Origin of the sequence: Paenibacillus sp. F411 (genome assembly GCF_017582705.1) — a bacterium.
In the GTDB taxonomy this organism is placed as follows: domain Bacteria; phylum Bacillota; class Bacilli; order Paenibacillales; family Paenibacillaceae; genus Paenibacillus_AQ; species Paenibacillus_AQ algicola.
Window position 1 is genome coordinate 139,990 of sequence record NZ_JAGFIP010000013.1, and the last position, 6,322, is coordinate 146,311.

The following is a 6,322-nucleotide window of genomic DNA, read 5'->3' on the forward strand; positions in this document are numbered from 1 at the left end:
CTAAGCAGAATAATCGCCTCCTACGCCGGCCATCTGCACGGCTGCTTTTTTCGAAGATATGCCGAAGTAGCTTTCGTAAACGAGCTTGATCTTGTTAAAGGCAACAATCTGATCCACGGCCTGAGTCGACCGCTCTGATCCCATGACCTGCTCAATCCGGGACAGTGCAATCTCGCGGGCAGCACCCGCTCCCAGCGCCGCCTGACACAGCGCCTCAAACCCCTGCTCTCCGAGCAGAGACAGGCTCTCAGCGCTGTTATGCCGCACATGCCAGCTGTCGTCGGCCAGTGCGGCCTGGAGCAGCGGAATGCTGCCGGCGGCGTGGATGCGCCCGAGGGCTTTGGCGGTCACAGCTCGAACCTCCCATTCCTTATCGCTCATCAGCTGGGAAATGGTATCGTCCTTCAGGACCGGGTTGGAGGCCAGATACAGCTTGACTGCCTCCGCCCGCACGTCCTCTTGCCCGTTAAAGGCCAGACGTCCCAGCGCAGGAACTACGGCAGGCACAGCCTGTCCCCACATTGCAGCCAGCGCGGCCTTGAGTATTCCAAGCTCCTCCTCCTGCAGCAGCCTGCGAAGCAGCCCGGCAGATTCCAGCCGGGTCTCCAGCAACATATCTGCTGCCAGATGCTGCACCGGCTTCCCGGATGCCAGCAGCTGCTTCAGCATTGCCCGGATGAACTCATACTGGTCAGCGCTCTTCGCAATCGCCCTGGCCACAATGATGCTCTCCGGGCCGTACCTCATTGTCTGAAGCAGCTCCAGCATCTCCGGTACGGCTTCGGCGGCACGCATGCCGCCCAGGCGGTATGCTGCTTCCACTCTTTTTCCGGGAAACAGGCTGGACAGCATTCTTTTTTCTGCCTCTACAAAGCCGGCTTCCTGACACAGCGAAACCAGCTTGCTGCGGCTCTCTCCCTTAAGTCGTTCAATCCATTGTATCAATTTATCCTCGACAACTCTTCGTTCCAGCGGCTCCAGCCTTCCTTGCGGCAGCGCCAGCTGTACATCATCATGCAGGTGAGACTGGAGGTAGATGAAATAATCGCGGTGCTTCTCTTTGAAGGCCTCCATCTGCTTCTGCTCCGCCTGGTGCCGGAGCTTCATGGTGAACAGCAGGATGATCCCGGCTGCAATCAGACCGCTGCATACATAAATAAATCCATATGCCAGCTCCATATTGGAAAACATAGCTGACCTCTCCTCTCTTTATTCCGGATTGGCGTTCGGATAAATATCGGGCACACTCGTAAAGTAAGCCTGCATCGCAGCATAGCTCTGCTTCAGCCGCTCACTGTACTTTACGTCAACCCCTTCCCAGCCCTTCCACACATACGGTGACACGCTCTTCACATCCAGCACTTCGCCGCTGCTGTCCTTTGGCTTTGCTGCCTTTCCTGCTCCGCGATCCTGCAGCCACGGAATGAGCGTAATGCCCTCAACAGCTGACGTCCGAAAGGCTCTGCGGCTTTCCATTGGAGAATAATCAATAGCCTGGTGGGAGCTGGGATCGGCGAAGCCGAGCAGCATCCACGGAATGCGCAGCTCCAGCACCTGCTCCTTATACTGCCAGGCGGCCAGAGAGTCAAAGTCGGGATTGTCGGGATTGCTGCTACCGCGCTTTAAATCTCCAACGACTTCGTCTACGAAGGGATGCGCAAAGCGGGTATCCGGCGGTGACATCATCAGGCTGATACCGAGCTTCCAGGGGTCGAAGGAAAGCGGCTCTTTAGCCTTCACGTCTTCCTCCGGCAGCATCCAGTAGCCTTCTTTACCGTACAGCCGCTTGTGAAAGTTGTAGGACGGAGCAATCTTTACCTGGGAATCCTCGTCCCCGGCAAGCTGAATCAGCGTTTCCAGCTTGCCGCCGATCAGGCTTCTTCCGTCCAGCTCCTTCACGGGGATGTCACCGCCCGCCTGGGTATCAGCTCCGATCCACAGAGTATGCTGCAGAGGATCGAAGCTGCGATCAAGCTCTAGTCCAACGTACAGATACGCTTCATCATGCGTCACCTTCATTCGCTGGACGCCTGAGGAGGGACTCATCCATTCCATAGCCTCCCCCTCGCCCAGCTGATCCCAATCGTCCAGGCTGCCGTCAACGTGCAGCAGTGACGCTTTTCCCGGCTCCATGGCAAGCACACCGAACATTTTTTCATTCGTGAGCACATTCAGCCAGTAAGCCCGGCGATCAGCCGGCAGTTCAAGCGGCATCGTATTCCACGTCTTCTTGAACCATTCATCCTGCCACATGAACAGAATGGCGCCCGCATAGCCTTCCTCGTAAATATCCCGGGTTAACGAGACGTTAATCTCGCCCTGCTCCTGCTCGTTATGGCCGCCTTGGTCCCGTCCGCCGGGGCCGTGGTGAGACAGCCCCTTGGAGGATGGCACGCCATACTCCGTAATCATAACGGGCAGTTCCTTGATTTCCTGCTTCAGCCTTCTCAGATAAGCCCGGTACGTATTAAATCCGCCTTCTCCGTCCTCGATCGTTTGGAGCGTCTTGTCCGTGCGGAAGAAATCAGGATAGTAAGGGTACACATGAAAGGCTGCGAAATATCCGGCCTCCCAGTTCACCGGCTCGACATGCCGCGCGTCTACAGACACCATGTCCTCTTCAAAAAGAGGCTCGCCAGGATGCTCCAAAACGTCCGTCGTGACCCAATTCGTAAATGCCATCGGATGCTGCCAGCCATATTTGATCTCCTGGGCAGCGGTATGATCCACGATCCCCGCCAGCCAGCTCTCAAAAGGACTGGCCTCCTCGGTTGCTGCGAAGTAGTCCCCCTGGTACAGCGGAACGTCGCTATGCTTTTCGTTCGTGTTCTTGACCATGGCCGGATCCCATTCCGTTCCAATATGCCAGGCCATCAGATACGGTCCCGCGTTATCGGTGTATGTACCGCTGGCAGCGCCGGGGCTTGGCTCAATGGTAATGTCGCCATACACGGCTCCTACCGCCTTCCCAATTTCCTGCTTAAAGGCCTGATGGATATGCTCGGCATAGGCGTCCTGCTCCTCAATCAGCTGCTCCTCCGGGGACCAGATCCCCTGCATAAAGTACAGCGGATCCTCGGGCCGTTCCTCATTGTACTTCACCAGGGCAGAATAAAAGAGGGGCTGATGGATCGTGTAGACCCGGATCACATTGGCCCCCATCTCGTCGATTTGCTGAAACCACCTCAGATAGTCCTCCTCGGTCGCCGGAAGCTCTCCCGGAAAATAGCCGGGAACCGTCGCCCCCAGATTCACGCCCTTGACAAACATGTCATGCCAGCCCGGCTCCTCATTCTCCCGATATTGAACAAAGCGCGGCCCTGAGGCTTTGAATTTCATCGATATCCCGCTGCCGCTTTCATACACCGCCATCTCCGGCCGGGAGAAGCCGAGGATCGCGGCGGCCCCGCCAAACAGGGCCAGCAGGGCTGCACCCGCCAGAAGCCATCTTTTTTTTCGCTTCATCACGTTCTCCTTCTCACTCCTTGAGATTGTCGCCATTGTCGAAACAGGACCGATTTCCCGCCTCCTCTCCTTACACAGGTCATTCTAGCTTTGGAGTTCCTCCTGCGCCATGCACCATATTTACCAACTTTTAACATGGGTACATTGGTTGCTTCCCGCTCTATTCGAGACCATATACCCTTCCTTGGCAGGTCCACAGCTTGCACAGAACAGCATTCCTCCCCTCCAACCAGCAGACCGAATCCATGCAAGTCTGCGCAGCAATTAGCGATGAACGATCCTGAAGCAGCTTCGTTTCATTGTCATTCAACATAGGCAAGGATTCATGAAATTCAATATGTTTTCTGAAATCTTGCGGTAACTGAACGGTTAAACGCGTATAAAGAGCTAAAGTTTCTCTATTTTTTACATAGTTATCCATAGTTATTACAAAATTGAAACCAAAGTAGCAGAGGAAATGACCGGGAACCCAAGCAACTGCACGCTTTGTCAAAAAAAGTCATCGACCTAAAATAAGAAAAGAGTCCCGCAGCAGGACCCTCTCTGTTCTTTCATATTCTGTTTGCACTATTAATCAGGTGAAAATAACTATCTTTATGTTACTTTCCACCTGCCCGCCGCTTGCCGAAGTGAACCCGACATGCAACACTCCCCCGCTGATCTCCCGCACTTCAGCACGGCCCTGCAAGAAAAAGGAAGAAGGGACCACCCCAGGCGCTTGGCCATACAGAGTGATCCCTTCCTAATAACTTCTTTGTCATTCAAGAACAGCCTGGCTAGGGCAGGATGTCCGGTTACAGCTTCACGATCGAGCCGGTTTCCTGGGATTTGAATGCACCCAGAATCACGTTCAGGGAACGCAGACCCTCTTCACCAGAGATGCTCGGCGGCGTTTGAGTCACGATGCAGCGGACAAACTCATCAATGACACCGCTTGGCACTTGCTTCTCATTCGTTGCCATCTCTCCGACCTTGTAGGTTTCCACGGTACCATTCGTCAGCTCTACAATAACCTCGTCGCCTTGAACCGTACCAATCTTGATTACGCCATGCTCACACCAAAGCACCGTACCGTTGTCTCCGCCCTTGTAGTGCGTCCAGCTCGCCATCAGCGTGCCAATCGCTCCGCTCTTCATGCGGACAATGCAGGTGGCGTTATCGTCTACATCGGTATCCTTCTTGTCAATCGTGCTGATAAAGCCCGCCACTTCCACCACTTCGTCATTCAGCAGGTAGCGGATAAAGTCTGATTTATGCACGCCGAGGTCGCCCATGGCTCCCATCAGCGCTTCTTCCTTGCGGAAGAACCAGCTGTCGCGACCGTCCAGGCTCCATGACTCTGGCCCAGGATGTCCGAAGGATGTGCGGAACGTCAGCACTCTGCCCAATCGACCGGATTCCAGAATTTCTTTGGCTTTCACATGCGGAGGCATCAGGCGCTGGTTATGACCTACCATCAGATACACCTGGTTCTTCGCGGCCGCCTCGATCATCTGTTGGCCTTCCTCTGCATTGACAGCCATCGGCTTCTCAACAAGAACGTGCAGGCCAGCATTGGCAGCTGCAATGCTCATTGGAGCATGAAGATAGTTCGGCGAGCATACACTGACCGCGTCCAGCTTCTCATTCTTGAGCAGCTCTTCATAATCTGTGTATGCCGTTCCGCCATACTGTGCAGCCATTTCCTCGGCTCTTTCCTTCACAGGATCTGCAAAAGCCACCAGTTCTACGTCTCCATTCGCGGCGTACTCCGGAATATGTCTGCGCTGGGCAATCGCACCGCATCCAAATACTGCTACTTTAATTTTGCTCATCGTATTAGGATTCTCCTTTATCTGCTGTATTTAAAGTTCATGTCCTGCCTTATCGGATTCTATCATACACAAATAGCAAGGCTGAAGAACATATCCTAAATGCTTGAAACATGAACAATCTGCTTGAGTTTTGAAATCGCCCTATACCTCCATTTCTAAAGATTTATTTCAAATTACCCTAGAAGAGGCATAAAGCATTTGCTTTTACAATGGGTCTAGCTTGATCCATAGCTATCATTAACCGATATTGGAGGCTTGAACATGACATTTTCCGAACAATGGCTGCTGGCCAAAACCTTTTTGCAAACCCCGTTACAGATTGGAAGCATCACCCCCAGCTCAACCCATCTGGCTAAGGTGATGACCGCTGCCGCCCCTTGGCCGCAAATATCCAGCGTCGCTGAGCTGCGAGCACATCTTGAGCATCATTTCCCCCAGCTTCCCGTCTACGAGGATGCCCTTGAGCTTCAGCAAACGATCCGGCGGGAAGGCTTGCCGCATGTGGATTGTGTCATAAGCGGCCTGCCCTTCTTTAACTTTACCGAGTCCCTGAGAAGCTCGCTCCTTGATGGGATCCATAAATCCCTGGCGCCCGGAGGATATTTTATCGCCTTTCAATATTCCCTGCAGATGAAGAAGATATTAGAGTCCAAATTCGAGCTGATTTCGATTCGCCTGGCTCCCTTTAACGTCCCTCCAGCCTTTGTTTATGTTTGCAGAAAAAAGGAGTCTGTACATCTACAGTGAGGACCGCATGTTTAATTCAGCGGCAGGCATATACTATAATTCACATATACCTAAATAAAAAAAAGGCAGGAATCAAATATGAACCGCATCCCCGTCGTATTAATTGCCGATGACGATCCCGAGATCAGAGACGTGCTTCACATTTATTTGAGCATTTTGCATAATTTTATTTTCAACGCAAAGACAGCAGGCTTCACTCGGATCAAAGCGGATCCGGTGGCTTCATTCTAAAAATGGACAGACCTGCAGAGTTTGCTGTTCACATTTTTAAAGCTGCTGTTTTGTTCTTCTTACCT

5 protein-coding genes are annotated in these 6,322 nt (G+C 53.0%); 2 read left to right on the forward strand and 3 right to left on the reverse strand.

From position 1 onward, the window contains the following. The 3 genes from JJQ72_RS14405 to JJQ72_RS14415 form a co-directional block, all read right to left on the reverse strand. Window positions 1-1,191 carry a HEAT repeat domain-containing protein gene (locus tag JJQ72_RS14405; RefSeq protein WP_138225444.1) on the reverse strand — a complete coding sequence of 397 codons (1,191 nt, stop codon included), beginning with the start codon at window positions 1,189-1,191 and terminating at the stop codon, window positions 1-3. Window positions 1,192-1,209: 18 nt separating this feature from the next. Beyond that, a complete protein-coding gene (locus tag JJQ72_RS14410) occupies window positions 1,210-3,465 on the reverse strand; it encodes a hypothetical protein (RefSeq protein WP_208204083.1) in 2,256 nt (751 codons plus the stop codon). 794 nt (window positions 3,466-4,259) lie between these two features. Further along, on the reverse strand, window positions 4,260-5,279 hold the full coding sequence (locus JJQ72_RS14415; RefSeq protein ID WP_138225442.1) for a Gfo/Idh/MocA family protein: 1,020 nt from the start codon (window positions 5,277-5,279) through the stop codon (window positions 4,260-4,262). 261 nt (window positions 5,280-5,540) lie between these two features. Here JJQ72_RS14415 and JJQ72_RS14420 point away from each other — a divergent pair, with 261 nt between their 5' ends. Together JJQ72_RS14420 and JJQ72_RS14425 are read left to right on the forward strand one after the other, a co-directional pair. Continuing rightward, window positions 5,541-6,026, forward strand: coding sequence for a class I SAM-dependent methyltransferase (locus JJQ72_RS14420; RefSeq protein WP_138225441.1), 486 nt, complete (start codon window positions 5,541-5,543; stop codon window positions 6,024-6,026). Between the two features lie 78 nt (window positions 6,027-6,104). Next, window positions 6,105-6,257, forward strand: a complete 153-nt coding sequence (locus JJQ72_RS14425; protein ID WP_175415250.1) for a hypothetical protein — start codon at window positions 6,105-6,107, stop codon at window positions 6,255-6,257. Window positions 6,258-6,322 lie beyond the last annotated feature (65 nt).